We start from the raw sequence: 26,483 nt of genomic DNA on the forward strand, positions 1-26,483 counted from the left end.
AAACAGTGGAATTGGATTGCGATCAATGTGGGAGCGGGCTTGCTCGCGAATACGGTCTGTCAGTTGCTGAATATGCGACTGATACGGCGCATTCGCGAGCAAGCCCGCTCCCACATTTTGACCGAGTTTAGTCAGAGGTTTGGGGTCGAGCGGGCGACAATCGCCTCAACATTCACACCGCGCGGCAAAGTGCCGTAAACCCGACCGGACGACTCGCCCAAGCGGCTGGCGATAAAACCATCACTGACCGCCGCATTCCCGGCCTCCAGCAGCAGCTTGGCCTGCAACGCCACGGCAATGTCCTCAGTCAATTGACGCGCCCGGTACTGGATATCTTGAGTGTCCATAAACGCCGACTTCAGCTGCTCAATATGCTGCGCCAGTTGCGGGCTGCCATGCCCATTCCCCAGCTCGACAAACAGCGCCTCCAGCACACCCGGCTCCTTGGACAGCGCCCGCAGCACGTCCAGGCACTGAACATTGCCGGAACCTTCCCACGTCGAATTCACAGGTGCCTCACGGTACAGGCGCGGCAGGATACTGTCCTCGACATACCCGGCACCGCCCATGCACTCGGCGGCTTCGTTGATCATCGCCGGCGCGCGCTTGCAGATCCAATACTTGCCCACCGCCGTCACCAGCCGGGCGAATTTGGCTTCCTGCTCGTTATCGAGGTGATCCAGCGCGCGGCCCATGCGCATGCTCAGGGCCAGCGACGCTTCACTTTCCAGGGCCAGGTCGGCCAGTACGTTTTGCATCAGTGGCTGTTCACTAAGGACGCGACCGCCGACCAAACGATGGGCGCAATGATGGCTGGCCTGGGTCAGCGCCTGACGCATCAGCGCGCTGGAGCCCACCATGCAATCGAAACGGGTCATGGCGACCATTTCGATAATGGTCGGCACACCACGCCCCTCTTCGCCGATCATCCAGGCCAGGGCGCCCCGAAACTCCACTTCGCTGGAGGCGTTGGAGCAGTTGCCGAGTTTGTTTTTCAGGCGCTGGATGTAGAACTCGTTGCGTGTGTCATCCGGCCGGTGCCGGGGCAGCAGGAAACAGGTCAGGCCTTTGTCGGTCTGGGCCAGGGTCAGGAACCCATCGCACATCGGCGCCGAGCAGAACCACTTGTGCCCCACCAGTTCATAGGCTTGCCCCGGGCCACCCGCCCCCACAGGATAGGCGCGCGTGGTATTGGCGCGCACGTCGGTGCCGCCTTGTTTCTCGGTCATGGCCATGCCGATGGTGGCGCCGGCTTTGTGGGCGATGCCGACGTTGCGCGGGTCGTATTCGGTGTTGAGGATCTTCGGCAGCCAGATCTGCGCCAGATCCGGCTGCAGGCGCAGGGCCGGGACGCAGGCGAACGTCATGGTCAGCGGGCAACCGGTGCCGGCTTCGGCCTGGCTGTGCAGGTAAGTCATGGCGGCGCGGGCCACATGGGCGCCGGACTGCGGATGGGCCCATGGCAGTGACGGCAGGCCATGCTCGACGGCGGTGCGCATCAGTTCGTGATACGCCGGATGAAACTCCACCAGGTCAATGCGATGGCCATAACGGTCATGGCTGTTGAACACCGGTTTGTTCTGGTTCGCCAGGAACCCGGCCGCCATCAGTGGCCCACCGGCCAGCGCGCCATACGCGTCGATACGCGTCTCGGCCCAGCCGGCGCCAAAGCGGCGCGACCACTCTTGCAGCGGCAGGTCGATGCGGTACAGGTTAGTGCCGTCCAGGGACGGCGGCTGGTTGGTGACGTCGTGGGTTTCGGCGAACTGATGCAAGTTCATGACGGGCCTCCTGGAAAAAGGCCACGTGCGATGAGGCCTGAATTTCAGTTAAGCACCGTCATCCGGCTTAAAAAAGTGGCATACATGCCTAATGTCCGGCGCTTTCGCCCTCTAGAGGGCACAACAGACGGCGCTCCAGCACGGCCTGCAACGCCTCGAAACGCACCGGCTTGGTGAGACGATCCGTAATGCCTACGCCATGACAGCGCTCGCGATCCGGCGCCTGCAGCGAGGTACTCAGGGCGATCACCGGCAGCTCGCCGCAGCCGGGCAATGCACGAATCTGACAGCACAAAGAGAAGCCGCCTTCAGGCACATCCAGCAGTACCGCATCAAACGTTTCGGCCTGCAAAAGGGTCAGTGCGGCCGCACCGTTATCCACGGTTTTCACCCGGTAACCCAGCTTGAGCAGCATGCCGCGCACCGCCAGTTGGCCCACGCTATTGTCGTCCACCAACAGCACCGTGCAATCCTGCGCAGTGCGTTGCGTGAGGGGCGCCTGCCCCACCGGCTTTGGCTCCGCCGGCACCGGGCTGACGCTCACTTCCAATTGGAAACGACTGCCCTTGCGCGGTTCGGAATGATGGGTCAGGCGCCCACCGAGCAGTTCAATCAACTGCCGGCAAATCGCCAGGCCGATACCCATGCCGCCGTATTCGCGGGTGGTCGAGCCGTCGAGCTGGAAGAACCGCTGGTACAACGTGGCCTCGTCGAGGAAGGCAAAGCCGATACCGCTGTCGGTCACAATAAAGCTCAGGCGCAGCCCGCCATCACTTTGCGGCACACCCACCACGCGCAAGCGCACAGCGCCTTCGTGGGTGAACTTGAAGGCGTTGTCCAGCAGGCAGTCCAGGCAGTGGATCAGTTTGTCCGCATCACCGATCACCCGGTCCGGCAGCTCATCCGCCACGTCGATGGAAAATGCCAGGCCTTTGCTCTGGGCGCTGGCGCAGAATTGCTGGCGCAAGGTGTCGAGTGCACCGCGCAGGCTGAACACCTGCGGCTGGGCCGTGAGGCGTCCGGCTTGCAATTCGGTCAGGGTGAGGATGCCGTTGACCATGCGCATCATGTCCCGCGCAGAACCGGCGGCGGTTTGCTGGTACTGCGCCAGGTCTTCATCCAGCGGCACGGTTTGCATCAGCTCCAACGAGCCAATCACGCCGTTCATCGGTGTGCGCAGCTCGTGGGTCAGGGTGGCGAGGAATTCGTCTTTCAGCCGGTTACTGCGGGCCAATTGCTGGTTGAGCACTTCAAGCTTCTGGCTGGCGTCGAACAGGATCTGCGCCTGCTGCTCGCGCATGCCGTTGATGCGATCCGCCAAGGCCAGGGAAAGCAGTGCCACTTCGATGGCCGAGCCGAGTTGGCTGGCGTACATGGTGAGGAACATATTGGGCAGGTAACCCAACACCATCAGGGTGTTGACCACCCCACCCAGCAGAAACGCCGACCAGGCAATGATGAAATAGCGCGCCATGCGCTGGCCGCAACACCAGGCCTTGATTGCAGCAATAAAGATGGTCACGGTGAACACCAGCGCCAAGCCAGTGGCCAGGCGCAGGGCCACGGCGTAGCTGGTCAACAACGCCAATACCATCACCACGCCACCGCAAGCAGCCAGCGTCAGCAATATGCGATTGAGCCAGCGGCTGTGCTGCGCGGTGTGCAGGAAGCTGCGGGCAAACAAGCTGCCGAACAGCGCTGCCGACCCGATCAGGAATGGCACCGCAGCATTCGCCCACCACGGGTTGTTAGGCCAGAAGTACTCCACGGCCACGCCATTGACCGACAGTTGGTAGACGCCAAACGAGGCGATATAGAGGATGTAATACAGGTAGCTGGTGTCGCGCACGCTCAAGTAGATGAACAGGTTGTAGACCAGCATCCCCAACAAGACGCCATAGATTGCGCCCAACACATACAGGCGCAGGGGCTGTTCTTCCAGGTAGGCGGTGGCGGACCAGAGCGTCAATGGGGCCTGGATCGAGCCTTCGCTTTGCAGGCGCAGGTAGACGGTGTGTTGCTGGTTGGGCAAAAAGTTGAGCTTGAAGAGGTAGTTGCTCGCGCGCACTTCACGGCTTGAAAAAGGCAACGTGCTGCCGGTGCGGGTGGCCAGCCGGTAGTTGCCAGTGCCGTCGTTCTGGTACAGGTCCAGATGATTCAGCGGTGGGTACGCCAACTCCAGGAACCAGGTGCGTGGCGCACGGGGGTCAATGGCGGTGTAATGCAGGTCGACCTTGAGCCAGAACACCGAACGCGAATAGCCGGCGTTGAGGGTGGCTTTGTCATGGGGTTTGAATTGAGCAGCGTAAGCGAGGGAACTGACGTCGGCGACGGTGAGGGAACCGGTTGGGTCTTCAAGCACTTGCATGACCCGGCCCAGCGGCAGGCTTCGAGTGTCCTGGTTGAACTCGGCGGCGCCGGCGAGCATCGGCAGCCCGCAGAATAATAAGATCAGCAAATAGCGCATAGAGCCCCAGCGTGGCCTGTCCGGTTGTGTCAAAAGCCCCCCATTCCTTTTGAGTAGACGTACACCGGCGATACAGTAAGTTGTTTGGGTGCACTTTAGCATAGCCAGTAGAGGCCATTGGACACCATTGAAATAATTTTTTGAAAGGCTCTAAAACGCGCCTTTCAGCGCGTTTTTTCGACGTAAAAAGCAACCCATAAACAGCCATAAACACGCCTGTGCTGACACTGAAATTTCCCCTTCGCCCAACAGCCACGCAAAAAGCGTTTGGTGGTAAGCTCGCGCACCATGAATATCTACAGCTCTCGCCCCGTTGTCCTCTGTCTCTCCGGCCATGATCCCAGTGGTGGCGCCGGCTTGCAGGCAGATATCGAAGCCCTGCTCGCCCAAGGCTGTCATGCGGCACCGGCCGTCACCGCGTTGACCGTGCAAAACACCGTCAATGTCATCGACTTCCGCGTGCTCGACCGCGAGTGGGTAATGGCCCAGGCCAATGCCGTGCTCAGCGACTCCGAAGTGGCAGCCGTGAAGCTCGGCATGCTCGGTTCCACCGCGATGGTCGACACCGTGGTCGAACTGCTGCAGGCGCACCCGCACCTGCCGGTGGTGTGCGACCCGGTGCTGCGTGCCGGCGGCGGCGGCAGCCTGGGCAAGGACGAAGTGGGTTATGCCATGCGTGAGCGGCTGTTGCCGCTGTCGTTGATCGCCACGCCCAACTTGCCGGAAGCGCGCATTCTCGCCGAGTTGCCAAATGGCACGGCCGACGAATGCGCCGAGAAGCTGTTGCCGTTTATCAAGCATCTTCTTATTACCGGCGGGCACGGCGACGAGCACGAAGTGCACAACCGCCTCTACAGCCGCGACGGCACGCACCAGACCTTCACCTGCCAGCGCCTGCCCGGCAGCTATCACGGTTCAGGCTGCACGCTCGCCAGCGCCCTGGCCGGTCGGATCGCTCAAGGCGAAGGCCTGGTCAGCGCCGTGCAATCGGCGCTCAACTACACTTGGCGCACCCTGCGTGACGCTGAACAACTCGGCCAGGGCCAGTTTGTGCCGCGCCGGCTGCCGCTGGATTTCTGCTCGTAACTTTGTGCTTTTAACAGCAAGAGGCCTGCCCCATGAAACTACGTGGCCTTTACGCCATTACCGACAGCCAACTGTTGGCCGGCAAATTCCTCGCCTACGTCGAAGCGGCGCTGGACGGCGGTGTGACCCTGTTGCAGTACCGCGATAAAAGCAGCGACGAAGCCCGCCGCCTGCGTGAAGCCGAGAAGTTGCGAGAGCTGTGCTCGCGCTACAAGACCCATCTGATCATCAACGATGACGCCGAGTTGGCCGCGCGCCTGGGCGTCGGCGTGCACCTGGGCCAGACCGACGGCCCGCTGACCCCGGCCCGAGCATTACTGGGCCCCAAGGCGATCATCGGCGCCACCTGCCACAGCCAGATCGAACTGGCCGAACAAGCCGCTAAAGAAGGCGCCAGCTACGTCGCCTTCGGTCGCTTCTTTAACTCCAGCACCAAGCCCGGCGCACCCGCCGCCACCGTTGAAATGCTGGCCCAGGCCCGTACACGCTTGCAACTGCCGATCTGCGTGATCGGCGGCGTCACCCTGGAGAACGCCGAACCGCTGGTGGCCCACGGTGCCGACCTGCTCGCCGTGGTGCACGGCCTGTTCGGTGCCGACAGCACCCAGGAAGTCACGCGCCGTGCGCGCGCGTTCAACGATCTTCTTAAGTATTCAGTTTAGAGAGCCCGATCATGTCCCGTTCCGAAACCCTGTTTGCCAATGCCCAGAAACACATCCCCGGCGGTGTGAATTCCCCCGTGCGTGCGTTCAAGAGCGTGGGCGGCACGCCATTGTTCTTCAAGCATGCCGAAGGCGCGTACGTCACCGACGAAGATGACAAGCGCTACGTGGACTATGTGGGTTCCTGGGGCCCGATGATCCTCGGCCACAGCCATCCGGACGTGCTGGACGCAGTGCGCCAGCAACTGCAGCACGGTTTGTCCTATGGCGCCCCGACCGCCATGGAAACCGAGATGGCCGACCTGGTGTGCTCGATCGTGCCGTCGATGGAAATGGTGCGCATGGTCAGCTCCGGCACCGAAGCCACCATGAGCGCGATTCGCCTGGCCCGTGGTTTCACCGGCCGCGACAGCATCATCAAGTTCGAAGGCTGCTACCACGGCCACTCCGACAGCCTGCTGGTGAAAGCCGGTTCAGGCCTGCTGACCCAGGGCGTACCGAGCTCGGCCGGTGTGCCGGCAGCGTTTGCCAAACACACTCTGACGCTGCCGTTCAATGACATCGCCGCCGTCGAGCAGATGCTCAGCGAAGTCGGTCAAGAGGTCGCGTGCATCATCGTCGAGCCGGTCGCCGGTAACATGAACTGCGTGCCACCGGCGCCGGGCTTCCTTGAAGGCCTGCGCGAACAGTGCGACAAGCACGGCGTGGTGCTGATTTTCGACGAAGTGATGACCGGTTTCCGCGTTGCCCTCGGTGGTGCCCAGGCTTATTACGGCGTCACGCCGGACCTGAGCACCTTCGGCAAGATCATCGGTGGCGGCATGCCGGTGGGTTGCTTCGGCGGCAAACGCGAAATCATGCAGCACATCGCACCGCTGGGCCCGGTCTACCAGGCCGGCACCCTGTCGGGTAACCCACTGGCCATGGCCGCCGGCCTGACCTCCCTGCGCCTGATCAGCCGCCCGGGCTTCCACGCCGAGCTGACTGACTACACCACCCGACTGCTGGATGGCCTGCAACAGCGCGCCGATGCTGCCGGCATTCCGTTTGTCACCACTCAGGCGGGCGGCATGTTCGGCCTGTACTTCAGTGGCGCCGACGATATCGTCACTTTCGATGACGTGATGGGCAGCGATGCCGACCTGTTCAAGCGCTTCTTCCACTTGATGCTGGAAGGCGGGGTTTACCTGGCACCGAGCGCCTTCGAAGCCGGCTTCACGTCGATCGCCCATGGCGAAGCGGAGTTGAAACTGACCCTGGATGCTGCCGAGCGCGCCTTCGCGGCCCTGAAGTAAGGGGCAGATAAATCTGACGCTGCCCCTGGCGGCGTCAGATTTGCTACCTTGCCTACAGAGATTTCCTACTTTTTTCGAGAAATCACCTGCAATCCGGCAGATAACTTGCCTACGCAGCAGAAAAACGAGTAAAGACTTTGTAAGCAGGGGCCTGCTTATTTCATAATGCGCGCTTATTGGACTCCCCGAGGGTCCGCGTGCCCCGTCAGAGGTAAGTCGATTCCCATGAAACGCACCGGCCGCACCCTGGTTCTGGGCTGCCTGTTGCTCCTTCAGCCGCTGCTGGCACATGCACAAGCAGGCGGCAACTCGTTGTTAATCCCAGCGATGGGTCGTTGCACCCTCAATACCCAGCCAGACAGCCAGGCCGAAGCCCTGAGCGCGTGCCAGAAACAGGCTGAAGGCGGGGATGCGCAGGCGCAATACGAGTTGGGCCAGTACTACCACGACGAAAAAAACCCTGCCCGCGACCTCAACAAAGCCCTGAGCTACTTCGAGAAGGCTTCGTTGCAGGGCCACGCCCAGGCACAATTCCAACTGGGCAATATGTTCTTCAAAGGCGAAGGCGTGCCGGCCAATAACGTCCAGGCGTACATCGTGCTGAAAATGGCGGCGGTCAACGGTGCGGAAGACGCACTGGACACGGCCGACGAAGTTGCCGAGCACATGCAGCGCGATGAGTTGGAAGTGGCGACGCAGGTGCTGGGGCAGATCTTCCGCAATTACCTGCAGGAATTGCAGAGTGCCGATGGGCGTTCGCCCTTCTCGCCACTGCCCTGAATTATTCAGCGCTTCTACTACCGCTTTCGCGAGCAAGCCCGCTCCCACACTTAACCGAGTTCCAGCCTTGGAATGCGGTTAAGTGTGGGAGCGGGCTTGCTCGCGAAAGGGTCGACTCGGTCTAACGGCTTACTTCTCAGGCATCGGCATCGGAAACGGCATCACATTGCTGGTGCCACGTGCCTCGCTGATCTTCGGCGTGCCCAGGCGCTCCACTTCATCGATGCGCACAATCGAATGCATCGGCACAAAGCTGCGCACCACGCCTTCAAACTGCGCCTTGAGTTTTTCTTCGCCCGGGTCGACGACCAACTGGGTGCGCTCGCCAAAGACGAACTCTTCCACTTCCAGGAAACCCCACAGATCACTTTGATAGATCTGCTTGGCGTACATTTCGAACACCTGGCCCTGGTTAAGGAAAATCACCTTGTAGATTGGAGCTTCACGTTTCGTCATGGTGGGCGAATAACACATCGGGGATATAAAAGAGGGCGCGAACTATAGCATGGCACCCGATGCACAGCGCTAGGAACCAATGGACATGCCCCCTATAATGCGCGGTTCTTTACCACCAGTTGACGATTCCCATGGCCAAGAAGCTTTACATCGAAACCCACGGTTGCCAGATGAACGAGTACGACAGCTCGCGCATGGTCGATCTGCTGGGCGAACACCAGGCCCTGGAAGTCACTGCCCGCGCCGAAGATGCCGACGTCATCCTGCTCAACACCTGCTCGATTCGTGAGCGGGCCCAGGACCGTGTGTACTCGCAGCTGGGCCGCTGGCGCGAATTGAAACTGGCCAACCCGGAGATGGTGATCGCCGTCGGTGGTTGCGTAGCCAGCCAGGAAGGCGCTGCGATCCGCGACCGCGCGCCGTATGTCGATGTGGTATTCGGCCCGCAAACCCTGCACCGCCTGCCGGAAATGATCGACGCAGCACGCATCACCAAGCTGCCGCAGGTGGACGTGTCGTTCCCGGAAATCGAAAAATTCGACCACCTGCCCGAGCCGCGCATCGACGGGCCGAGTGCTTACGTGTCGGTAATGGAAGGCTGCAGCAAGTACTGCACCTTCTGCGTGGTGCCCTACACCCGTGGCGAAGAAGTCAGCCGGCCGTTTGACGACGTGATGTCGGAAATCATCCACCTGGCCGAAAACGGCGTGCGCGAAGTCACCCTGCTGGGCCAGAACGTCAACGGCTATCGCGGCCAGACCCACGACGGGCGCCTGGCAGACTTGGCGGAGTTGATCCGCGTGGTCGCCGCCGTCGATGGTATTGAGCGTATTCGCTACACCACCTCGCACCCGCTGGAGTTTTCCGACAGCCTGATCCAGGCCCACGCCGAGGTGCCGGAGCTGGTCAAACACCTGCACTTGCCGGTGCAGTCAGGCTCGGACCGCATCCTGTCTGCGATGAAGCGCAACCACACCGCGCTGGAGTACAAATCCAAACTGCGCAAATTGCGTGCGGCGGTGCCGGGTATCTGCATCAGCTCGGACTTTATCGTCGGTTTCCCTGGTGAGACCGAGAAGGACTTCCAGCAAACCATGAAGCTGATCGAAGACGTCGGCTTCGACTTCTCATACTCGTTCGTCTACAGCCAGCGCCCGGGCACCCCGGCCGCCGACCTGTTGGATGAGACGCCGGAAGCGCTGAAAAAAGAGCGTTTGAATGCGCTGCAGCACCGCCTGAACCAGCAAGGTTTCGAGATCAGCCGACAAATGGTCGGTTCGATCCAGCGCATCCTGGTCACCGATTATTCGAAAAAAGACCCCGGCGAGTTGCAAGGCCGTACCGAAAACAACCGAATCGTCAACTTCCGTTGCGACAACCCAACCCTGATCGGCCAGTTCGCCGATGTGCACATTGATGCGGCGCAACCGCACTCGTTGCGCGGCTCGCTGGTGCAGTAACCCACCCATATTTCTGACTGATTGAGATCAAAATGTGGGAGCGGGCTTGCTCGCGAAGGCGGTGGATCAGTTGATACATGTATTAGCTGACCCACCGCCTTCGCGAGCAAGCCCGCTCCCACATGGGAACCGTGCTGCACTTGGGCTAGATAAGTGCTTTCGTACCCGCGCCACTGGCGTTATCCTCTCTTTCATCTCAACAGCCAAAGGGCGGCTAAAAGCGACCTTGAACGCACCCATAGAACCCCATCGTTTTCTCCTCGAGCCTTTTGAGGCTCGCCGTTTCGCCAACCTGTGCGGACAGTTCGACGAGCACCTGCGCCTGATCGAACAACGCCTGAGTATCGAGATCCGCAACCGCGGTAATCAGTTCGAGCTTATTGGTGAACCCCAGCACACCACGTCTGCAGAACACCTGCTCCGCCGCCTCTACCGCGAAACCAAGGGCAGTGAGCTGTCGCCGGAGACCGTGCACCTGTACCTGCAGGAATCTGCCGTGGAAGACCTGGCCAACAACCCGGTGGCCGAAGCCAGCGTGGCCCTGCGTACCAAAAAAGGCATGATTCGCCCACGCGGCTTGAATCAGCAGCGCTACGTCAAGGAAATCCTCGGCAACGACATCAACTTCGGCATCGGCCCCGCCGGTACCGGCAAGACCTACCTGGCCGTGGCCTGTGCGGTGGATGCCCTGGAGCGCGAGCAAGTGCGCCGCATCCTGCTGGTGCGCCCGGCGGTCGAGGCTGGCGAGAAGCTCGGCTTCCTGCCCGGCGACCTGGCCCAGAAGATCGACCCGTACCTGCGCCCGCTCTATGACGCGCTCTACGAGATGCTCGGCTTTGAATACGTGGCCAAGCTGATCGAGCGCCAGGTTATCGAGATCGCCCCGCTGGCTTACATGCGTGGCCGTACCTTGAACAACAGCTTCATCATTCTCGACGAAAGCCAGAACACCACCGTCGAACAGATGAAGATGTTCCTCACCCGTATCGGTTTCGGTTCCACGGCCGTTATCACCGGTGACGTGACCCAGGTCGACCTGCCCAAGGGCACCAAGTCGGGGCTGGCGCAGGTGATCGATGTACTCAAGGACGTGCCGGGCATCAGCTTCACGCATTTCATGCCTAAAGACGTGGTGCGTCACCCGTTGGTGCAGCGCATTGTCGAGGCTTACGAGCGTTTCGAGCACAAAGATGACGCCCCCGCCAAGGACATTCGCCGCGATGCTTGAGCTTGACCTGCAGCTGGCCACCGAAGCGCCCGCCCCCAGCGAAGCCCAGTTCCGCCAATGGTGCGCACTGGCCCTGCGCCAGCGCACCGCGGATTCCGAACTGACCATCCGCCTGGTGGACGAGCCCGAAGGCCGTGAACTGAATCACACCTGGCGCCAAAAGGATTACGCGACCAACGTGCTGTCCTTCCCCGCCGACGTACCGGATGAGTTACTGGATATCCCGTTGCTGGGCGATCTGGTGATCTGCGTCGAGGTGGTGGAACGCGAAGCAAAGGAACAAGGCAAGGAACTTGAGGCCCATTGGGCCCATCTAGTCATCCACGGCTGCTTGCATCTCTTGGGTTACGACCATATAGACGATGACGAAGCCTTGGAAATGGAAACACTGGAACAAACGTTGCTTGCAGAATTGGGTCACCGTGACCCTTACGCTGACGACGAAAACTGAAACGACACCTTACTGACACAACAAAGGATTTAGAGTAATCGCTATGAGCGAAGACCGATCGAGCAACGGGCAGAAGTCATGGCTGGGTAAACTGACCCAGGCTTTTGCCCACGAGCCGAAAAACCGCCAGGAGCTGCTGGAGCTGCTGCGCGAGGCCCATCAGAACAAGTTGCTGGACAGCGAAGCGCTGGCCATCGTCGAAGGCGCCATCCAGGTGGCTGACCTGCAAGTTCGGGACATCATGGTCCCGCGTTCGCAGATGATCAGCATCAAGGCGACCCAGACCCCGCGGGAATTCCTCCCGGCCGTGATCGATTCGGCGCACTCGCGCTACCCGGTTATCGGTGAAAGCCATGACGACGTCATGGGTGTCCTGCTGGCCAAGGACCTGCTGCCGTTGATCCTCAAGGAGAACGGCGACAACTTCAACATCAAGGACCTGCTGCGTCCGGCCACCTTCGTGCCTGAATCCAAGCGCCTGAATGTGCTGCTGCGCGAATTCCGCGCCAACCACAATCACATGGCCATTGTGATCGACGAATACGGCGGCGTAGCGGGCCTGGTGACCATCGAAGACGTGCTGGAACAGATCGTCGGCGACATCGAAGACGAGCACGACGTCGAAGAAGACAGCTACATCAAGCCACTGCCCAGCGGTGACTTCTTGGTCAAGGCTCTGACGCCGATCGAGAATTTCAACGAGTTCTTCGACAGCGAATTCTCCGACGATGAGTTCGACACCGTGGGTGGCCTGGTGATGAGTGCGTTCGGGCACTTGCCCAAGCGTAACGAAACCACCGAGATCGGCGCGTATCGCTTTCGCATCCTGAATGCCGACAGCCGCCGCATCCATCTGATTCGCCTGACACCTATTGCCCGCTAAGGACTGACATGCGCCGTATGATCGCACCCGGCTGGCCCGGTAATTTGCTGGCTGTGGTGGCCGGCGCCATCACTACCCTGGCGCTGGCGCCGTTCGACTTGTGGCCGTTTGCACTGGTGGCAGTCGGATTGTTCTATATCGGCCTGCGCGAACTGACACCGCGTCAGGCCCTGGGCCGTGGCTGGTGTTTCGGTTTCGGCCTGTTTGGCGCCGGCACCAGCTGGATCTACTACAGCATCCACCACTTCGGCGGTGCTTCGGTGTTGCTCGCTGGCTTTTTGATGCTGCTGTTTACCGCTGCCATTGCCTGGTTCTTCGCCCTGCCCGCCTGGTTATGGGCACGCTGGTTGCGTCGTAATGAAGCGCCGCTGGCCGATGCGCTGACGTTTGCTGCGTTGTGGGTTGGCCAGGAAGCATTTCGTGGCTGGTTCCTGACCGGTTTCCCATGGCTGTACTCCGGCTACAGCCAGCTGGACGGGCCACTCACCGGCCTCGCGCCGCTGGGCGGGATGTGGCTGATTTCCTTCGCCCTGGCACTGACCGCTGCCGTGCTGTGCAACCTGCCGCGCCTGCTGGCGAGCAAGCGCAACGGCTTTATCGGTGCGGGCCTGGTGCTGCTGGTTGCGCCGTGGGCCATCGGTTTGGCGCTCAAGCATCACGCCTGGACGACGCCTTCTGGCGCACCCCTGAGCGTGGCCGCCGTGCAGGGCAATGTCGAACAAAGCATGAAGTGGGACCCCGAGCAGCTCAATGCGCAGCTGGCGCTGTACCGCGACATGAGTTTCAGCTCCAAGCGAGTCGACCTGTTGGTGTGGCCGGAAACTGCCGTGCCGGTGCTCAAGGAATCCGTCGAAGGCTACCTGGGCATGATGGGCAAGTTCGCTGCCGACCGGCACACCGCGCTGATCACCGGCGTGCCGATCCGCCAGGAAGTGCACCACCAGAAGCGCTACTACAACGGCATCACGGTGGTCGGCGAAGGCGAAGGCACTTACTTGAAGCAGAAGCTGGTGCCCTTTGGCGAATATGTGCCGCTGCAAGACATGCTGCGTGGCGTGATTGCCTTCTTCGACTTGCCGATGTCGGACTTCGCCCGCGGCCCTGCCGATCAGGCGATGCTGCAAGCCAAGGGCTATCAGATTGCGCCGTTCATTTGTTATGAAGTGGTGTACCCGGAATTTGCCGCCGGCCTGTCGGCCCAGAGCGATCTGTTGCTGACGATCAGCAACGACACCTGGTTCGGCCGCTCCATCGGCCCGCTGCAACACCTGCAAATGGCGCAGATGCGCGCACTGGAGGCGGGACGCTGGATGATTCGCGCGACCAACAACGGCGTCACCGGGCTGATCAACCCGTTTGGGCAGATCACCGAGCAGATCCCGCAGTTCGAGCGCGGGATTCTCTACGGTGAAGTGGTGCCGATGCACAACCTGACGCCGTACCTGCAATGGCGCTCGTGGCCGCTGATCATCGTGTGCCTGGGCTTGTTTGGCTGGGCGCTGCTGGCGGGCCGGATGTCCAAAACGGTCTGACAGACAAGCCCAAAACCAATGTGGGAGCTGGCTTGCCTGCGATAGCGTCACCGCGGTGTCACTGACTTACCGAGGTACCTGCATCGCGGGCAAGCCCAGCTCCCACATTGGATCGGCAGTGTTTGGACTATCGATAAAACAACCGATACCCCACCTGCCCCACCGCCTCATTGATCAACTGCCCGCTGCGCCACACCGACACAAACTCAGGCATCCAGCCGCCCAACGGTCGAGTATTGTCCACGCCCAAAAAGCCCACCGGCCCCGGCACCACAGTGAAACCGGCCTTCTCAAAGTTCCAGACTGCGCGCGGCATATGCCAGGCCTGGGTCACCACCACCACTCGCTTGATGCCTTGCGGCAATAGAATCCCGGCGCTCATCTGCGCGTTTTCCCAGGTGGTACGGCTGCGCTCTTCCTTCCAGCGTACCGTAACGCCGAAATCATCCTGCATCGACACCGCCATAAGCTCGGCCTCACTCGGCGGCGTGCCGTAGTGCAAGCCGCCGCTGGTCAACACCGGCAAGCCGGACGCCTTGGCCAGCCGCGCGGCATAACGCTGGCGTTCAAGCCCGATCCCGGTGGGTTGGTCGGTGCCCCACGCGGGGTCTCCCCGCTCACGCCCGGATCCCAGCACCACAATCGCATCGGCGCGCTGGGCCAGCGTTGCCCACTCTTCACGGGCCAAGGGCGGTTCGGTCTCCAGGGCATGTGCACCCCATTGCACCGCCACCGGCAAGCTGATCAGCCACATCCCGCCCAATCCCACCGCAAAGCAGAAGCCCGCCAGGCGCGGGCGGCTTTTACGAAACCACCAGGCAAACGCCAGCAACAGCAAAAAAATACCGGGCGGCAAGAGCAATTGTTTAATGAAATAACGAAAAGGCATCGGGCATCTCCACAGATGCCCGAAGCCTAGATGCAACGGGGTTTAGCGACAATCTTTACCAGCCTATTTCGAGAAGGCTAACGGGTAACGCTGTGCTTCACTTGCACCGTACGGCCCGGTGTTTTTCGGGGCCGCGACCGGCAGCCACATCTTTCAGCCAGATCACCTTGGCCGAACGCGAGGGCCCTTGAACAGGCGGGGAAGCCTGCTCCTGAGAGGCACGGTGGTGATTCAATTCCAGGTAGACCTTGATCAATTCAAGCTCTGCCTGGCTCAAGCCTCGCAACTCCAGTTCCAGAGGCCGTTCATCACGTAAACGGCCTGCGGTTCTTGCAGCATCCAATGCCCGACCCAAACGGTCGATCAGTCCTTCGTACAACTGCGGTTTCGTTAAAGTTCGCTGCGATTCAACCATCCCTCACCTCATTGAAGATAAGACTCACTCCCCAATAAACAGCGTAGTCTCCATCGCTGCACCTGCCTGGCGCCGCGACAGACGGCCCTGCCTGCGCAATCAGGGTTTCCCTCGATAGAGTGGGGTCATGTATGCTACGGCGCTTCCTGTAACTCCACTTCCCGCAGGGTTTGGGCACGGACGCGCCGCTTTTTGGTGTCGATCAACCTGAACATTGCACCGAAGAGGATTAGGCCACCCCTATTCAGTTCAAAAGTAGCCATGCACGAACAATATCAGCCCCGTGAAATAGAAAATGCCGCCCAAACCTTCTGGGACGAGCAAAAGTCCTTTGAAGTCAGTGAACAGCCAGGCAAGGAGACTTACTACTGCCTATCGATGTTCCCTTACCCCAGCGGCAAGCTACACATGGGGCACGTGCGTAACTACACCATCGGCGACGTCATCTCGCGCTACCAGCGCATGCTCGGCAAGAACGTCCTGCAACCCATGGGTTGGGACGCCTTCGGCATGCCGGCGGAAAACGCCGCGATGAAAAACAACGTGGCGCCCGCCAAGTGGACCTACGAAAACATCGCCTACATGAAGACCCAGCTGCGCAGCCTGGGCCTGGCGGTGGACTGGTCCCGCGAAGTGACCACCTGCAAGCCGGATTACTACCGTTGGGAACAATGGCTGTTCACTCGCCTGTTCCAAAAAGGGGTGATCTACAAAAAGAGCGGCACCGTGAACTGGGACCCGGTCGACCAGACCGTACTGGCCAACGAACAGGTCATCGACGGTCGCGGCTGGCGTTCCGGCGCGCTGATCGAAAAGCGCGAAATCCCGATGTACTACTTCAAGATCACCGCCTATGCGGATGAACTCTTGTCGAGCCTCGACGATCTGCCGGGCTGGCCTGAACAGGTCAAGACCATGCAGCGCAACTGGATCGGCAAATCCAAGGGCATGGAAGTGCAATTCCCGTACAACGTCGATTCGATCGGCGAAGCGGGCGCACTCAAAGTCTTCACCACCCGTCCGGACACCCTGATGGGCGCGACCTATGTCGCCGTGGCCGCCGAACACCCGCTGGCCACCCAGGCCGCACAGAACAACCCTGAGCTGCAGGCGTTCATCGCCGAATGCAAAGGCGGCAGCGTGGCCGAAGCCGACGTCGCCACCCAGGAGAAAAAAGGCCTGCCAACCGGGCTCTTCGTCGAGCACCCACTGACCGGCGAGAAGCTGCCGGTATGGGTCGCCAACTACGTGCTGATGCACTACGGCGATGGCGCGGTAATGGCTGTGCCGGCCCACGACGAGCGCGATTTCGAATTCGCCACCAAGTACAACCTGCCGATCAAGTCGGTCGTGCGCACCAGCTCGGGTGATACCAACCCGGCCCCGTGGCAAGACGCCTACGGCGAGCACGGCGAACTGATCAACTCCGGCGAATTCGACGGCCTGGACTTCGCAGGCGCCTTCGACGCCATCGAAGTCGCACTGATCAAGAAAAACCTCGGTGCTTCGCGCACCCAGTTCCGCCTGCGCGACTGGGGCATCAGCCGCCAGCGCTACTGGGGCTGCCCGATCCCGATCATCCACTGCGAAACCTGCGGTGATGTGCCGGTGACGGAAGACCAGTTGCCGGTGGTACTGCCGGAAGACGTGGTGCCGGATGGCGCGGGTTCGCCATTGGCGCGCATGCCCGAGTTCTACGAATGCAGCTGCCCGAAATGCGGCGCACCGGCCAAGCGTGAAACCGACACCATGGACACCTTCGTCGAGTCCTCCTGGTACTACGCTCGCTACGCCTCGCCGCACTATGAAGGCGGCCTGGTGGAAAAATCCGCAGCCGACCATTGGTTGCCGGTGGACCAGTACATCGGTGGCATCGAGCACGCCATTCTCCACCTGCTCTACGCGCGCTTCTTCCACAAGCTGATGCGCGACGAAGGCCTGGTGAGCTCCGATGAGCCGTTCAAGAACCTGCTGACCCAGGGCATGGTGATCGCCGATACTTACTATCGCCGCGAAGCCAATGGCGCCTACACCTGGTTCAACCCGGCCGACGTCGAACTCGAGCGTGACAGCAAAGCCAAGGTCATCAGCGCCAAGCTGATCGCCGATGGCCTGCCGGTGGAAATCGGCGGCACCGAGAAGATGGCCAAGTCGAAGAACAACGGCGTCGACCCTCAGTCGATGATCGATCAGTTTGGCGCCGACACCTGCCGCCTGTTCATGATGTTCGCCTCGCCGCCTGACATGAGCGCCGAATGGTCCGACTCCGGCGTCGAGGGTTCGCACCGCTTCCTCAAGCGCGTCTGGCGCCTGGCGCACGCCCATGTCAGCCAGGGCCTTCCGGGCAAGCTGGACGTGGCGTCCTTGAACGATGAACAGAAAGCCATTCGTCGCAGCACGCACCTGGCCATTCGCCAAGCGAGCCAGGACGTCGGGCAGAACCACAAATTCAACACCGCCATCGCTCAGGTGATGACGCTGATGAACGTGCTGGAAAAAGCACCGCAAGCCACCGAACAGGACCGCGCGCTGGTGCATGAAGGCCTGGAAACGGTCGTGCTGCTGCTGGCGCCAATCACGCCGCACATCAGCCACGAACTGTGGAACCGTTTGGGCCACGACGGCGCGGTAATCGACGCCGAATGGCCGGTACAGGATGACAGCGCCCTGGTACAGGACACGTTGCAACTGGTGATTCAGGTCAACGGTAAACTGCGTGGCCAGATCGACATGCCGGCCAGCGCCAGCCGTGAAGACGTGGAAGCGGCTGCGCGTATCAACGAGAACGTGCTGCGCTTTACCGAAGGCCTGACGATCCGCAAAGTGATCGTAGTGCCTGGCAAACTGGTCAATATCGTCGCCAGCTAATCGGATCGGGCGCAGGGCTTGAGCCCTGCGCCGAACTAAACCTTTAAGGCCTCGATAAGGCCCACATGGTTTCAAGGGGAGCAACAAAATGATCAAACGCAATTTGCTGGTGATGGGCCTTGCTGTGCTGCTGAGCGCTTGCGGCTTTCAGCTGCGTGGCACCGGCACCAACGAACTGAGCATCAAAGAACTGGACGTCAGCGCCCGTAACGCCTACGGCGATACCGTGACGCAACTGCGCCAGACCCTGGAAAGTAGCGGTGTGCGTGTCGCTGCCGGCGCGACCTACAAACTGGTCCTGGTGGACGAGAAAGAAACCCAGCGTAACCTCAGCTACGCCAGTGCCGGCCGTGCGTCGGACATTGAGCTGAACAGCCTGGTGATCTACGAACTGCAAGGCCGCGACCACCTGCCATTGATGGGTGACAAGGTTGAAGTGCAGAAGGTCGTGAGCCACGACGGTAACAACCTGGTGGGTTCGGACTCGGAGATCATCCAGGTTCGCAAGGAAATGCGTCGTGAGCTGGTGCAGCGTCTGATGGTCCGCTTGCAGCAACTGACCCCGGACAAACTCGCAGCCTTGCAGCAAACTGCCGACAACAAGGCCAAGGCTGACGCCGATGCCCTGAAAGCCGCGAAAGAGTATGAAGACAACACGCCGAAACAATCGCCTGTTGAAGTCCCTGTCGAGTAAGCCAGACGGGGCGCCTTTGGCGCCCCGTTCGCCCCGCCTATGAAACTCGCCCCCGCCCAACTCGCCAAACACCTGCAAGGTGGCCTTGCGCCTGTCTATATCGTCAGCGGTGATGACCCGCTGTTGTGCCAGGAAGCCGCAGACGCCATTCGCACCGCCGCACGCCAGCAAGGCTTCGACGAACGCCAGGTGTTCAGTGCCGATGCCAGTTTCGACTGGGGGACGCTGCTGCAAGCGGGTGCGAGCATGTCGCTGTTCGCCGAAAAACGCCTGTTGGAACTGCGCCTGCCTTCAGGCAAGCCCGGAGACAAGGGTGCGGCGGCCTTGATGGAATACTGCTCGCGCCCCGCTGAAGACACGGTGTTGCTGATCAGCCTGCCCAAGCTGGATGGCAGCGCGCAGAAAACCAAGTGGGGCAAGGCGCTGGTAGAAGGCCCGCAAACCCAGTTTATCCAGATCTGGCCAGTGGACAGCAACCAGTTGCCGCAATGGATTCGTCAGCGCCTGTCCCAATCGGGGCTGTCGGCGACACAAGATGCGGTAGAGCTGATTGCCGCCCGGGTCGAAGGCAATTTGCTTGCCGCCGCCCAGGAAATCGAAAAGCTCAAGCTGATGGCCGACGATGGGCAGATCACGGTCGAAACCGTCCAAGGCGCAGTGGCCGATAGCGCTCGCTTTGACGTGTTCGGGCTGGTGGATGCGATCCTTAACGGCGAACCCGCCCACGCGTTGCGCATGCTTGAAGGGCTGCGTGGCGAAGGCGTGGAGCCACCGGTGATTCTGTGGGCCCTGGCCCGGGAACTGCGGGTACTGGCTAATATTTCCCTGCAATTCAGTCAGGGCACACCGTTGGACAAATGCTTCAGCCAGGCCAAACCTCCTGTGTGGGACAAACGGAAACCGCTGATGAGCAAAGCCCTGCAACGGTACTCGGCGCAACGCTGGGCGCAACTGTTGCTGGAAGCCCAGCGCATCGATGCGCAGATCAAAGGCCAGGCGGCGGGCTCGCCGTGGATGAGCCTGAGTCGTTTGTCACTGTTGATGTCTGGCCAGCGCCTGACATTGCCTGCTGAATAGCTGTTTCACCTGACAGCACAAATCTATGTGGGAGCGGGCTTGCTCGCGAATACGGTGGTTCAGTCAACCTGTATAGTGACTGACACACCCTATTCGCGAGCAAGCCCCACCTTTTAACGGTGCACACGTTCAGATCTTCTATATTTCCTACACAGCGCCGGGCTTTACAGCGGCGCCACTTCGGCAGATGATTTGCACCGCTTCATCCCATCTCAAGCCCACATAAAGAGAGCACCGACATGAGCAAAAAGCCATCCAAGCATGGCCCCAACAAGGCCAAATCCATCATCGCCCAGCCACTGTTCCGCAGCCGTCAGGAACGCGCCGGCAAGGGCAAAGGCAGCTACCGCCGCGAAGCCTTCCAGTCTAATAGCTGGGAGGCTTCTTACTTTCTGGCTGCCTGAAGGCAAGCGCCCCTCCGGCATGATAAGGTCTGTACCTGATTTGTAATCCCTGGACCTGTGCATGCCCTCTAGTCTTTCCCGTCGTTGGCACCTTCGCCAATTGATTGCTGCCTCCAGCCTCATTCTGCTTGTCGCCTGCGCGGAAAAACCTACCGCCGCGGACGCTCAACCCCTGCCAAGACTCCAGACCGTGCCGGCCGTTGCGCCTGCTGTGGTTGCGCCCTTGGCTGTGGACAACCTTGATATCCAACCGACCCAGACCTTTGCCGAATGGCAGGCTGGCTTTCGAGTGGAAGCCCTCAAAGCGGGTATCACCGCTGCCGTTTTTGATAACGCCTTCGCTAACGTCACCCCCGATATGGCGGTGATTCGCGCAGACCGCAGCCAACCGGAATTTTCCCGGCCAGTATGGGAATACCTCGACGGTGCCCTGTCGCCAGTGCGCGTGCGTAACGGCCAGGCCTTGCTGATCAAGTACGCCGATATCCTGCAAAGTATCGAGCAACGTTATGGCGTCGACCGCCAGGCGTTGGTGTCGGTGTGGGGTATGGAAAGCAACTTTGGCCAGTTCCAGGGCAATAATTCGGTGATTCGCTCCCTGGCGACCCTGGCTTATGAAGGCCGTCGCCCGGCGTTCGCCCAGGCACAACTGCTGGCGGCGCTGCAAATCATCCAGCATGGCGACATCCAGGCCGACCAGATGAAAGGCTCCTGGGCCGGTGCCATGGGCCAGACCCAGTTCATCCCGACCACCTACAACACCCACGCCGTCGACTTCGATGGCGACGGTCGTCGCGATATCTGGAACAGCCCAGCCGACGCCCTCGCCTCCACCGCGCACTACCTGCAAAGCTCCGGCTGGCAGAAAGGCCAGCCGTGGGGCTTTGAGGTGAAACAACTGCCGGCGAACTTCGATTACGCCCTCGCCGATGGCGGTATACGCAAAAGCGTTGGCGAGTGGATGAAGCTTGGCATCCAACTGCCACCGGGTGCGAGCATGCCGCCAAACGTCGACTCCTTGTCCGCCGCCCTGCTGCTGCCGGCAGGCTACCGTGGCCCGGCGTTCCTGGTGCTGGATAACTTCCGCGCAATCCTCAAGTACAACAACTCGTCGTCCTACGCGCTGGCCGTGGGCCTGTTGTCAGAGCGGTTTGGTGGCGCGGGTGTGATTCGTGGCGATTGGCCAAAAGATGAACTGCCGCTGAGTCGTTCCCAGCGCATTGATTTGCAGACGGCGCTCAGCGCCAATGGGTATGACGCTGGTAACCCGGACGGCATTATCGGCGCGAATACGCGTAAGGCGATCCGGGCAGCACAGCAGTCGTTGGGTTGGCCGGCGGATGGATATCCGACGGTGAAGCTGTTGGAGTCGTTGCAGAACCGTTAAATCGGCTTACGGCGACTGCCGCTTTCGCGAGCAAGCCCGCTCCCACATTAGACCGCACTCCAAAGTATGGACACGGTTGAATGTGGGAGCTGGCTTGCCTGCGAAGACGGCATGACAGGCGAAAATTACTTCAGAACAACATCCTGTTCCAGCCCCACCCGCTGCTCCACATTAGACTGCACTCCAACGTATGGACACGGTTGAATGTGGGAGCTGGCTTGCCTGCGATAGCGGCCTGACCAGCGACAAAAATCAGCAGCTGGACACGACATCCTGTTCCAACACCACCCGCTGCTCCCCGGCATCCAACCGCACCAACGCGCCCATTGGCAGCGTGAGGTTCGGATCGCAGTGGCCACTGCGCCAGCCGGACAACACCGGAATGCACAGCGGTTCGAAGGTCTGCTTCAGCAGTCGCGAAAGCGCAGCGTTATCCACACCCGACACATCCCCCACCAACACACCCGCCACTTGGGCCAGCTTGCCCGCCAGGCGCAAATGGGTCAGCAGGCGGTCAATCCGATAAATCGGCTCGTTGACGTCTTCGATAAACAGGATGATGCCTTCAGCGTCGATTTCGTAGGCTGTGCCCATCACCGCCGCGATCATCGACAGGTTCCCCCCGAGCAAACGCCCACACGCGATACCGGGCTCAATCGTCGTCAGCGGATAAGCCACCGGGTGCGCGAGCACACCACCGGCGCAGAGTTGGCCACGTAGCATGCTGAACAAGGACGACTCGGTAGGCTGCTGCTTGTCACCGAGCAGGTCGGCGTTAAGCATCGGCCCATGAAAGGTCACGAAACCCGCATAACGGTTGATGGCAAGGTGCAGAGCCGTGATATCGCTATAACCCACGAACGGTTTGGGATTGGCGCGAATCAGCTCGAAATCCAGCCGGTCGAGCAAGCGCGGTGTGCCGTAGCCGCCACGCAGACAGAAGATGGCATCGATTTCAGGATCGGAGAAAGCAGCATGCAAGTCACGCAGGCGCACGTCATCACTGCCGGCCAGGTAGCCGTCGCGCTCATACACACCCGAAAATATTCGCAGTTCGTGGCCACGGGCGCGCATCCATTGCCCGGCTTTTTCAACATCCAGTGCGGCAGGACCGGCAGGGGCGATCAGGCCGATCACACCTTCGGCACGTAAAGCAGGCACCGCCGCCGCGAGTTGAGTCTTCATCCATGCTCTCCCTCTATATAACAACGCAGAACGAAATGTGGGAGCGGGACCTTGTGGGAGCTGGCTTGCCTGCGAATGCATCACCTCGATAAACGGATAGATCGAGGTGTCTGTATCGCAGGCAAGCCAGCTCCCACACAAGCCCGCTCCCACATTGGATAAGCGGCGTTACGCAAACCCCTATCAGGAAACCAGGCTTGCCTTGACCAGCTTGGCCTGCTCATCAGCGTGGTACGAGGAACGTACCAGCGGGCCTGACGCCACGTTCTTGAAGCCCATCTTGTAACCTTCCTCGGCAAACCAGGCGAAGATGTCCGGGTGCACGAAACGCTGCACCGGCAAGTGGCTGCGGGACGGTTGCAGGTACTGGCCCAGGGTCAGCATGTCGATGTCGTGTTCGCGCATGCGCTTCATGACTTCGATCACTTCTTCGTCGGTTTCGCCCAGGCCCAGCATCAGGCCGGATTTGGTCGGGATGTGCGGCATCATCTGCTTGAATTTCTGCAGCAGGGTCAGCGACCACTGGTAGTCCGAACCCGGGCGCGCCGCCTTGTACAGGCGTGGCACGGTTTCCAGGTTGTGGTTGAACACATCCGGTGGCTCGGCCGCGGTGATTTCCAGCGCGACGTCCATGCGACCGCGATAGTCAGGAACCAGGGTTTCGAGCATCACGTTCGGCGACAGCTTGCGGATTTCGCGGATGCAGTCGGCAAAGTGCTGGGCACCGCCGTCACGCAGGTCGTCGCGGTCTACCGAGGTGATTACCACGTACTTGAGTTTCAGGTCGGCAATGGCGATGGCCAGGCTTTCCGGCTCGTTGACGTCCAGTGGCTTCGGCCGGCCATGGCCAACGTCGCAGAACGGGCAACGACGGGTGCAGATGTCACCCATGATCATGAAGGTGGCCGTGCCGCCGGAGAAGCACTCACCCAGGTTCGGGCAGGACGCTTCTTCGCACACGCTGTGCAGCTTGTGTTTGCGCAGCAGGGCCTTGATACGGTCGACTTCCGGCGAGACCGGGATGCGCACGCGAATCCAGTCCGGTTTTTTCGGCAGTTCGGTGGTCGGGATGATCTTGACCGGGATGCGTGCAACCTTCTCGGCGCCGCGCAGCTTGACGCCGGCTTCCACCTTGGCACGCGGGGCCGGGGCCGGACGTTCGGTAACATCCAGCGTCGGGATCATGGTTTGCACTGCATCAGTAGTCATAATCAGTCGATTCCGCCCGTGAGGGTCGTCTGCTCAGCATAGTCGAGGTGTTTGACGAGCTGCGCACGCAGCCGGGCACTTACCTCGGCAAATTTAATCGGTGTGGCGTGGTCGCTCAGTTGGGTCATCGCCAGCCCGGCGTAACCGCACGGATTGATCCGCCGAAACGGCGCCAGGTCCATGTCCACATTCAGGGCCAGGCCATGAAAGGAACAACCGTGGCGAATCCGCAAACCGAGTGAGGCGATTTTCGCGCCGTCCACGTACACACCGGGTGCATCGGGCTTGGCCGCAGCGCTCACGCCGTAACTGGCCAACAGCTCGATCAGGCAAGCCTCCATGCGGCTTACCAGGTCACGTACGCCAAACCCAAGCTTGCGCACGTCCAGCAATAGATACGCTACAAGCTGACCCGGCCCATGGTAAGTCACTTGACCGCCTCGGTCGACCTGCACCACCGGGATATCCCCCGGCAGCAGCAGGTGCTCGGCCTTGCCAGCCTGGCCCTGGGTGAACACCGGCGGGTGCTCCACCAGCCAGATCTCATCCGGTGCCGAACTGCCGCGCTCATTGGTGAAGCGCTGCATGGCGTGCCAGACGGGCTCGTAGGCCATCTGGCCGAGCTCGCGAAAGCCCAGGACCTGTGACATCACAGCACCATGTGCACGAAGCCGGTGGCCCGCAGTTCGCTGTTGATGTCGTAGAGCTGGTCTTGACCGGTCGCAACGATGTGCAACTGGATCGTGGTGTATTTACCGTTGGAGCTCAAACGCTCGTCCACCCGGTTGTCGTTGATCGTCGCGTGTTTACGCACAATCTCGAGAATCTTGTCTTTGTTGCCCACACCGGTATCGCTGATCACCTTGACGGGATAGTCCACGTTTGGGAATTCGATCTTTGGCGCCTTTACTTCTTTATCGGTCATGGCGTAACGGCCTCGTAAGCGTAAGCCGTGGCGACGGGCAAAGCCCCGTGTCGGATCAACACGGGGCTTTGCAGGTGCACACTTATCAGTTGAACAAGCTGTAGAAGAATAGACGGATGCTATCCCACACGCGGCGGAAGATACCACCTTCGTCGACGGCGTCCAGCGCGATCAGGTCGGCGCTGTGCACCACCTTGTCGTCCAGTTTCACTTCGACTTTACCGATAACGTCACCCTTGGCGATTGGCGCTACCAATTGCGGGTTCATGGTCATGCTGGCAGCGAGCTTTTTCAGCTGGCCTTTAGGCATGGTCAGGGTCAGGTCTTCAGCCAGGCCGGCTTTGACTTGATGGGTTGCGCCTTTCCATACCGGCGCCTGCGCCAGTTCAGTGCCCTTCTGGTAGAAGGTCTGGGTTTCGAAGAAGCGGAAGCCGTAGGTCAGCAGTTTTTGCGTTTCGGCCGCACGGGCCTGCTCGCTGTTGGTACCGAATACGACGGCGATCAGGCGCTGGCCATCACGTACGGCGGACGACACCATGCAGTAGCCGGCTTCGTCGGTGTGGCCGGTTTTCAGGCCGTCGACGGTCTTGTCGCGCCACAGCAGCAGGTTGCGGTTAGGCTGCTTGATGTTGTTCCAGAAGAATTCCTTCTGGGAGTAGATCGCGTAGTGCACCGGGTCGACACGAATAATCGCGCGAGCCAGCAGCGCCATGTCGTGAGCCGACGAATAGTGCTCCGGGTTCGGCAGACCCGTCGGGTTCATGAAGTGGCTGTTGGTCATGCCCAGGTCGCCAGCGGTTTTGTTCATCATGTCGGCGAACGCATCTTCGCTGCCGGCGATGTGCTCGGACAGGGCCACGCTGGCGTCGTTACCGGACTGGATGATGATGCCGTGCAGCAGGTCGCTCACGGTGACTTGCGAACCCACCTTGATGAACATCCGCGAACCGCCGGTGCGCCAGGCATTTTCGCTGACGGTGACCGGGTCGTTTTCGCCGATCTGCCCGCGACGGATTTCCAGGGTCGCGATGTAAGCCGTCATCAGCTTGGTCAGGCTGGCCGGTGGCAGGCGCTGGTCACCGTTGTTCTCGACCAGCACGTTGCCGCTGGCGGCATCCATGAGAACCCAGGCCTTGGCGGCCAGTTGCGGGGAAGCCGGCACCATTTCAACCGCCCAGGCGGCCGGAGTGATGATCAGCGAAAGAAGCAGGCACGTGCGTTTGGCTAAGGTGGTGATGTTCATCCGTCTCTCGAAATTGCTTATGGAAACTTGCCCTCGCGGGCAAAACTATTCAGACAGCCCGCTGCCAGACTGTCACGTGTTCGGTTGCCCGCTCACCCCTTGCCCC

24 protein-coding genes are annotated in these 26,483 nt (G+C 60.7%); 14 read left to right on the top strand and 10 right to left on the bottom strand.

The annotated features are described in order from the left end of the window. Nucleotides 1–131: 131 nt before the first annotated feature. Complete coding sequence (locus ACDZ94_RS04305) at nucleotides 132–1,781, bottom strand: acyl-CoA dehydrogenase family protein (RefSeq protein WP_221295705.1); 1,650 nt, start codon at nucleotides 1,779–1,781, stop codon at nucleotides 132–134. A gap of 88 nt (nucleotides 1,782–1,869) precedes the next feature. After that, nucleotides 1,870–4,248 carry a hybrid sensor histidine kinase/response regulator gene (locus ACDZ94_RS04310; protein WP_432751130.1) on the bottom strand — a complete coding sequence of 793 codons (2,379 nt, stop codon included), beginning with the start codon at nucleotides 4,246–4,248 and terminating at the stop codon, nucleotides 1,870–1,872. A 288-nt stretch (nucleotides 4,249–4,536) separates the two neighbouring features. Here ACDZ94_RS04310 and ACDZ94_RS04315 point away from each other — a divergent pair, with 288 nt between their 5' ends. From ACDZ94_RS04315 to ACDZ94_RS04330, 4 genes are all read left to right on the top strand, one after another. Continuing rightward, nucleotides 4,537–5,334 carry a hydroxymethylpyrimidine/phosphomethylpyrimidine kinase gene (locus ACDZ94_RS04315; RefSeq protein WP_064454263.1) on the top strand — a complete coding sequence of 266 codons (798 nt, stop codon included), beginning with the start codon at nucleotides 4,537–4,539 and terminating at the stop codon, nucleotides 5,332–5,334. Between the two features lie 32 nt (nucleotides 5,335–5,366). Further along, nucleotides 5,367–5,996: a thiamine phosphate synthase gene (thiE, locus tag ACDZ94_RS04320; protein ID WP_064454264.1), complete on the top strand. Its 630-nt coding sequence runs from the start codon at nucleotides 5,367–5,369 to the stop codon at nucleotides 5,994–5,996. Nucleotides 5,997–6,007: 11 nt separating this feature from the next. Continuing rightward, nucleotides 6,008–7,291: a glutamate-1-semialdehyde 2,1-aminomutase gene (hemL, locus tag ACDZ94_RS04325; protein ID WP_432751131.1), complete on the top strand. Its 1,284-nt coding sequence runs from the start codon at nucleotides 6,008–6,010 to the stop codon at nucleotides 7,289–7,291. A gap of 225 nt (nucleotides 7,292–7,516) precedes the next feature. Further along, entirely contained in the window at nucleotides 7,517–8,071 is a 555-nt protein-coding gene (locus tag ACDZ94_RS04330) for a tetratricopeptide repeat protein (RefSeq protein WP_064454266.1), read from the top strand. A gap of 129 nt (nucleotides 8,072–8,200) precedes the next feature. On the opposite strand, the gene ACDZ94_RS04335 is transcribed toward ACDZ94_RS04330, so the two are convergent. Continuing rightward, nucleotides 8,201–8,527, bottom strand: coding sequence for a DUF1820 family protein (locus ACDZ94_RS04335; RefSeq protein ID WP_003194436.1), 327 nt, complete (start codon nucleotides 8,525–8,527; stop codon nucleotides 8,201–8,203). A 131-nt stretch (nucleotides 8,528–8,658) separates the two neighbouring features. On the opposite strand from ACDZ94_RS04335, the gene miaB reads away from it, so the two are divergent. The 5 genes from miaB to lnt all read left to right on the top strand — a co-directional run bounded on the left by miaB (nucleotide 8,659) and on the right by lnt (nucleotide 14,081). Then, entirely contained in the window at nucleotides 8,659–9,987 is a 1,329-nt protein-coding gene (gene miaB / locus ACDZ94_RS04340) for a tRNA (N6-isopentenyl adenosine(37)-C2)-methylthiotransferase MiaB (protein ID WP_053258162.1), read from the top strand. A 226-nt stretch (nucleotides 9,988–10,213) separates the two neighbouring features. After that, entirely contained in the window at nucleotides 10,214–11,215 is a 1,002-nt protein-coding gene (locus ACDZ94_RS04345) for a PhoH family protein (RefSeq protein ID WP_262666328.1), read from the top strand. After that, nucleotides 11,208–11,666: an rRNA maturation RNase YbeY gene (ybeY, locus tag ACDZ94_RS04350; RefSeq protein ID WP_221295707.1), complete on the top strand. Its 459-nt coding sequence runs from the start codon at nucleotides 11,208–11,210 to the stop codon at nucleotides 11,664–11,666. The genes ACDZ94_RS04345 and ybeY overlap by 8 nt, the downstream gene beginning before the upstream one ends. Nucleotides 11,667–11,709: 43 nt before the next feature. Beyond that, entirely contained in the window at nucleotides 11,710–12,549 is an 840-nt protein-coding gene (locus ACDZ94_RS04355; protein WP_015373027.1) for an HlyC/CorC family transporter, read from the top strand. Nucleotides 12,550–12,557: 8 nt separating this feature from the next. After that, nucleotides 12,558–14,081, top strand: a complete 1,524-nt coding sequence (gene lnt, locus ACDZ94_RS04360; RefSeq protein WP_064454269.1) for an apolipoprotein N-acyltransferase — start codon at nucleotides 12,558–12,560, stop codon at nucleotides 14,079–14,081. A 127-nt stretch (nucleotides 14,082–14,208) separates the two neighbouring features. On the opposite strand, the gene ACDZ94_RS04365 is transcribed toward lnt, so the two are convergent. Both ACDZ94_RS04365 and ACDZ94_RS04370 read right to left on the bottom strand, forming a co-directional pair. Continuing rightward, complete coding sequence (locus ACDZ94_RS04365; protein WP_432751132.1) at nucleotides 14,209–14,970, bottom strand: YdcF family protein; 762 nt, start codon at nucleotides 14,968–14,970, stop codon at nucleotides 14,209–14,211. A 97-nt stretch (nucleotides 14,971–15,067) separates the two neighbouring features. Further along, nucleotides 15,068–15,385 (bottom strand): hypothetical protein, encoded by a 318-nt coding sequence (locus ACDZ94_RS04370; RefSeq protein WP_064454271.1) that lies wholly within the window; start codon nucleotides 15,383–15,385, stop codon nucleotides 15,068–15,070. A gap of 261 nt (nucleotides 15,386–15,646) precedes the next feature. Between ACDZ94_RS04370 and leuS the strand changes: the two genes are divergently transcribed. The 5 genes from leuS to ACDZ94_RS04395 all read left to right on the top strand — a co-directional run bounded on the left by leuS (nucleotide 15,647) and on the right by ACDZ94_RS04395 (nucleotide 21,815). Further along, nucleotides 15,647–18,253, top strand: coding sequence for a leucine--tRNA ligase (leuS, locus tag ACDZ94_RS04375; RefSeq protein WP_432751133.1), 2,607 nt, complete (start codon nucleotides 15,647–15,649; stop codon nucleotides 18,251–18,253). A gap of 88 nt (nucleotides 18,254–18,341) precedes the next feature. After that, nucleotides 18,342–18,947 carry an LPS assembly lipoprotein LptE gene (gene lptE, locus ACDZ94_RS04380; protein ID WP_064454273.1) on the top strand — a complete coding sequence of 202 codons (606 nt, stop codon included), beginning with the start codon at nucleotides 18,342–18,344 and terminating at the stop codon, nucleotides 18,945–18,947. Between the two features lie 39 nt (nucleotides 18,948–18,986). Continuing rightward, complete coding sequence (holA, locus tag ACDZ94_RS04385) at nucleotides 18,987–20,024, top strand: DNA polymerase III subunit delta (RefSeq protein WP_221295711.1); 1,038 nt, start codon at nucleotides 18,987–18,989, stop codon at nucleotides 20,022–20,024. Between the two features lie 239 nt (nucleotides 20,025–20,263). Then, nucleotides 20,264–20,428: an alternative ribosome rescue factor ArfA gene (gene arfA, locus ACDZ94_RS04390; RefSeq protein WP_003176285.1), complete on the top strand. Its 165-nt coding sequence runs from the start codon at nucleotides 20,264–20,266 to the stop codon at nucleotides 20,426–20,428. A 61-nt stretch (nucleotides 20,429–20,489) separates the two neighbouring features. Then, complete coding sequence (locus ACDZ94_RS04395; RefSeq protein ID WP_262666331.1) at nucleotides 20,490–21,815, top strand: lytic murein transglycosylase; 1,326 nt, start codon at nucleotides 20,490–20,492, stop codon at nucleotides 21,813–21,815. Nucleotides 21,816–22,067: 252 nt separating this feature from the next. Here ACDZ94_RS04395 and ACDZ94_RS04400 read toward each other — a convergent pair whose 3' ends face one another. The 5 genes from ACDZ94_RS04400 to ACDZ94_RS04420 form a co-directional block, all read right to left on the bottom strand. Then, on the bottom strand, nucleotides 22,068–23,000 hold the full coding sequence (locus tag ACDZ94_RS04400) for a S66 peptidase family protein (protein ID WP_262666332.1): 933 nt from the start codon (nucleotides 22,998–23,000) through the stop codon (nucleotides 22,068–22,070). A gap of 183 nt (nucleotides 23,001–23,183) precedes the next feature. Then, nucleotides 23,184–24,185 (bottom strand): lipoyl synthase, encoded by a 1,002-nt coding sequence (gene lipA, locus ACDZ94_RS04405; RefSeq protein ID WP_167353740.1) that lies wholly within the window; start codon nucleotides 24,183–24,185, stop codon nucleotides 23,184–23,186. Nucleotides 24,186–24,211: 26 nt separating this feature from the next. Then, a complete protein-coding gene (gene lipB / locus ACDZ94_RS04410; protein WP_064454278.1) occupies nucleotides 24,212–24,859 on the bottom strand; it encodes a lipoyl(octanoyl) transferase LipB in 648 nt (215 codons plus the stop codon). Further along, a complete protein-coding gene (locus ACDZ94_RS04415; protein ID WP_064454279.1) occupies nucleotides 24,859–25,134 on the bottom strand; it encodes a DUF493 domain-containing protein in 276 nt (91 codons plus the stop codon). Before ACDZ94_RS04415 ends, lipB begins: the two co-directional genes overlap by 1 nt. Before the next feature lie 85 nt (nucleotides 25,135–25,219). Beyond that, entirely contained in the window at nucleotides 25,220–26,377 is a 1,158-nt protein-coding gene (locus ACDZ94_RS04420; RefSeq protein ID WP_064454280.1) for a D-alanyl-D-alanine carboxypeptidase family protein, read from the bottom strand. Between the last annotated feature and the right edge of the window lie 106 nt (nucleotides 26,378–26,483).

This window comes from Pseudomonas sp. UBT (genome assembly GCF_050915955.1).
In the GTDB taxonomy this organism is placed as follows: domain Bacteria; phylum Pseudomonadota; class Gammaproteobacteria; order Pseudomonadales; family Pseudomonadaceae; genus Aquipseudomonas; species Aquipseudomonas antarctica_A.

Coding starts and splice junctions, on each gene's coding strand:
- ACDZ94_RS04305 (WP_221295705.1), bottom strand. CDS start 1,781: ATGAACTTGCATCAGTTCGCCGAAACCCACGACGTCACCAACCAGCCG.
- ACDZ94_RS04310 (WP_432751130.1), bottom strand. CDS start 4,248: ATGCGCTATTTGCTGATCTTATTATTCTGCGGGCTGCCGATGCTCGCC.
- ACDZ94_RS04315 (WP_064454263.1), top strand. CDS start 4,537: ATGAATATCTACAGCTCTCGCCCCGTTGTCCTCTGTCTCTCCGGCCAT.
- thiE (WP_064454264.1), top strand. CDS start 5,367: ATGAAACTACGTGGCCTTTACGCCATTACCGACAGCCAACTGTTGGCC.
- hemL (WP_432751131.1), top strand. CDS start 6,008: ATGTCCCGTTCCGAAACCCTGTTTGCCAATGCCCAGAAACACATCCCC.
- ACDZ94_RS04330 (WP_064454266.1), top strand. CDS start 7,517: ATGAAACGCACCGGCCGCACCCTGGTTCTGGGCTGCCTGTTGCTCCTT.
- ACDZ94_RS04335 (WP_003194436.1), bottom strand. CDS start 8,527: ATGACGAAACGTGAAGCTCCAATCTACAAGGTGATTTTCCTTAACCAG.
- miaB (WP_053258162.1), top strand. CDS start 8,659: ATGGCCAAGAAGCTTTACATCGAAACCCACGGTTGCCAGATGAACGAG.
- ybeY (WP_221295707.1), top strand. CDS start 11,208: ATGCTTGAGCTTGACCTGCAGCTGGCCACCGAAGCGCCCGCCCCCAGC.
- ACDZ94_RS04355 (WP_015373027.1), top strand. CDS start 11,710: ATGAGCGAAGACCGATCGAGCAACGGGCAGAAGTCATGGCTGGGTAAA.
- lnt (WP_064454269.1), top strand. CDS start 12,558: ATGCGCCGTATGATCGCACCCGGCTGGCCCGGTAATTTGCTGGCTGTG.
- ACDZ94_RS04365 (WP_432751132.1), bottom strand. CDS start 14,970: ATGCCTTTTCGTTATTTCATTAAACAATTGCTCTTGCCGCCCGGTATT.
- ACDZ94_RS04370 (WP_064454271.1), bottom strand. CDS start 15,385: ATGGTTGAATCGCAGCGAACTTTAACGAAACCGCAGTTGTACGAAGGA.
- leuS (WP_432751133.1), top strand. CDS start 15,647: ATGCACGAACAATATCAGCCCCGTGAAATAGAAAATGCCGCCCAAACC.
- lptE (WP_064454273.1), top strand. CDS start 18,342: ATGATCAAACGCAATTTGCTGGTGATGGGCCTTGCTGTGCTGCTGAGC.
- holA (WP_221295711.1), top strand. CDS start 18,987: ATGAAACTCGCCCCCGCCCAACTCGCCAAACACCTGCAAGGTGGCCTT.
- arfA (WP_003176285.1), top strand. CDS start 20,264: ATGAGCAAAAAGCCATCCAAGCATGGCCCCAACAAGGCCAAATCCATC.
- ACDZ94_RS04395 (WP_262666331.1), top strand. CDS start 20,490: ATGCCCTCTAGTCTTTCCCGTCGTTGGCACCTTCGCCAATTGATTGCT.
- ACDZ94_RS04400 (WP_262666332.1), bottom strand. CDS start 23,000: ATGAAGACTCAACTCGCGGCGGCGGTGCCTGCTTTACGTGCCGAAGGT.
- lipA (WP_167353740.1), bottom strand. CDS start 24,185: ATGATCCCGACGCTGGATGTTACCGAACGTCCGGCCCCGGCCCCGCGT.
- lipB (WP_064454278.1), bottom strand. CDS start 24,859: ATGTCACAGGTCCTGGGCTTTCGCGAGCTCGGCCAGATGGCCTACGAG.
- ACDZ94_RS04415 (WP_064454279.1), bottom strand. CDS start 25,134: ATGACCGATAAAGAAGTAAAGGCGCCAAAGATCGAATTCCCAAACGTG.
- ACDZ94_RS04420 (WP_064454280.1), bottom strand. CDS start 26,377: ATGAACATCACCACCTTAGCCAAACGCACGTGCCTGCTTCTTTCGCTG.